Raw genomic sequence first — 1,318 nt, 5'->3', positions numbered from 1 at the left:
CCCACCGCACGCAGTTCTTCGACGAATACTTCGCGCTCGCCCTGCTGTGCGATGACGACGATTACTGCCTCGGCGTCACCGCCATGAGCATCGAAACCGGCGAGCCGCTCCTGATCGAGGCGCGCACGACGCTGCTCGCCACCGGCGGGGCAGGGCGCGTGTTCGGCAACAGCAGCAACGCCATGATCAACACTGGTGACGGCCTCGGCATGGTGCTGCGCGCCGGGCTGCCGCTGCAGGACATGGAATTCTGGCAATTCCATCCCACCGGCATCGCCGGCGTCGGCTGCCTCATCACCGAAGGCGTGCGCGGCGAGGGCGGGTATCTCTTGAACAAGAACGGCGAGCGCTTCATGGAACGCTACGCGCCGCACGCCAAGGATCTGGCCGGGCGCGACGTGGTGGCACGCGCGATTGCCATCGAAATTGCCGAAGGACGCGGCTGCGGGCCACGCGCAGACTACGTCGATCTCAAGCTCGACCACCTGGGCGAGAAGCTCATCGCCGAAAAGCTCCCCGGCATCCGCGAACTATCGATCCGCTTCGCCGGCGTCGATCCGGCCCAGGCGCCGATCCCGGTCGCCCCTACCGCGCACTACATGATGGGCGGCATCCCCACCAACCTGCACGGTCAGGTGGTCGCTCCCGCGCGCTTCGGCCCCGAGGAGCCGGTGCCAGGGTTGTATGCCGTTGGCGAATGCGCCTGCGTCTCGGTTCACGGCGCCAATCGCCTGGGCGGAAATTCGCTGCTCGACCTGATCGTGTTCGGCCGTGCCGCCGGCCGCCACATGCAGGAAACCCTGCGCGACAATCCCTATCCGCGTCCGCTGCCGGAGCATGTGGCCGAAGCCAGCCTGGCGCGGCTCGCGCGCTGGGAGCAGCCCGGCAGCGAACGCGTGGCAGCCATTACCTACGATCTCCGGCGCATGATGCAGGCCCATGCTGGCGTGTTCCGTACCGACGCGGTGTTGCGCGAAGGGCTGGAGAAACTGAACGCACTGGAAGCGCGCCTTGCGCACGCCGGTTTGCAGGACACCAGCCGCGTGTTCAACACCGCGCGCATCGAGGCGCTGGAACTTGAGAACCTGATGGGCGTGGCGCGCGCGACGCTGGTGTCGGCGATCCACCGCACCGAGAGCCGCGGCGCACACACGCGAGAGGATTTTCCTGCGCGCGACGATGAGCACTGGCTGAAGCACACGCTGTATTCGCGGGCGGGGGATCAGGTGGATGCCAAGCCGGTGCGGTTGAAGCCGCTGACGGTGGAGTCGATCAAGCCGAAGGAGCGGGTGTATTGATGTTCGCCTGTCATTGCGAG

General features: G+C 66.8%; 1 protein-coding gene. It reads left to right on the top strand.

Going from position 1 to position 1,318, the window contains the following annotated elements; translation table 11 throughout:
- Positions 1-1,298 (top strand): FAD-binding protein (locus tag ABW22_RS15105; RefSeq protein WP_059758703.1); only part of this gene is annotated, 1,298 nt, incomplete at its 5' end.
- Positions 1,299-1,318: the final 20 nt, after the last annotated feature.

The sequence above is a fragment of the Thiobacillus denitrificans genome (assembly GCF_001530125.1).
Taxonomy (GTDB): domain Bacteria; phylum Pseudomonadota; class Gammaproteobacteria; order Burkholderiales; family Thiobacillaceae; genus Thiobacillus; species Thiobacillus denitrificans_C.
The sequence above is the reverse complement of the archived record's forward strand: the minus strand, read 5'-3'. Positions and strand labels throughout refer to the sequence as shown.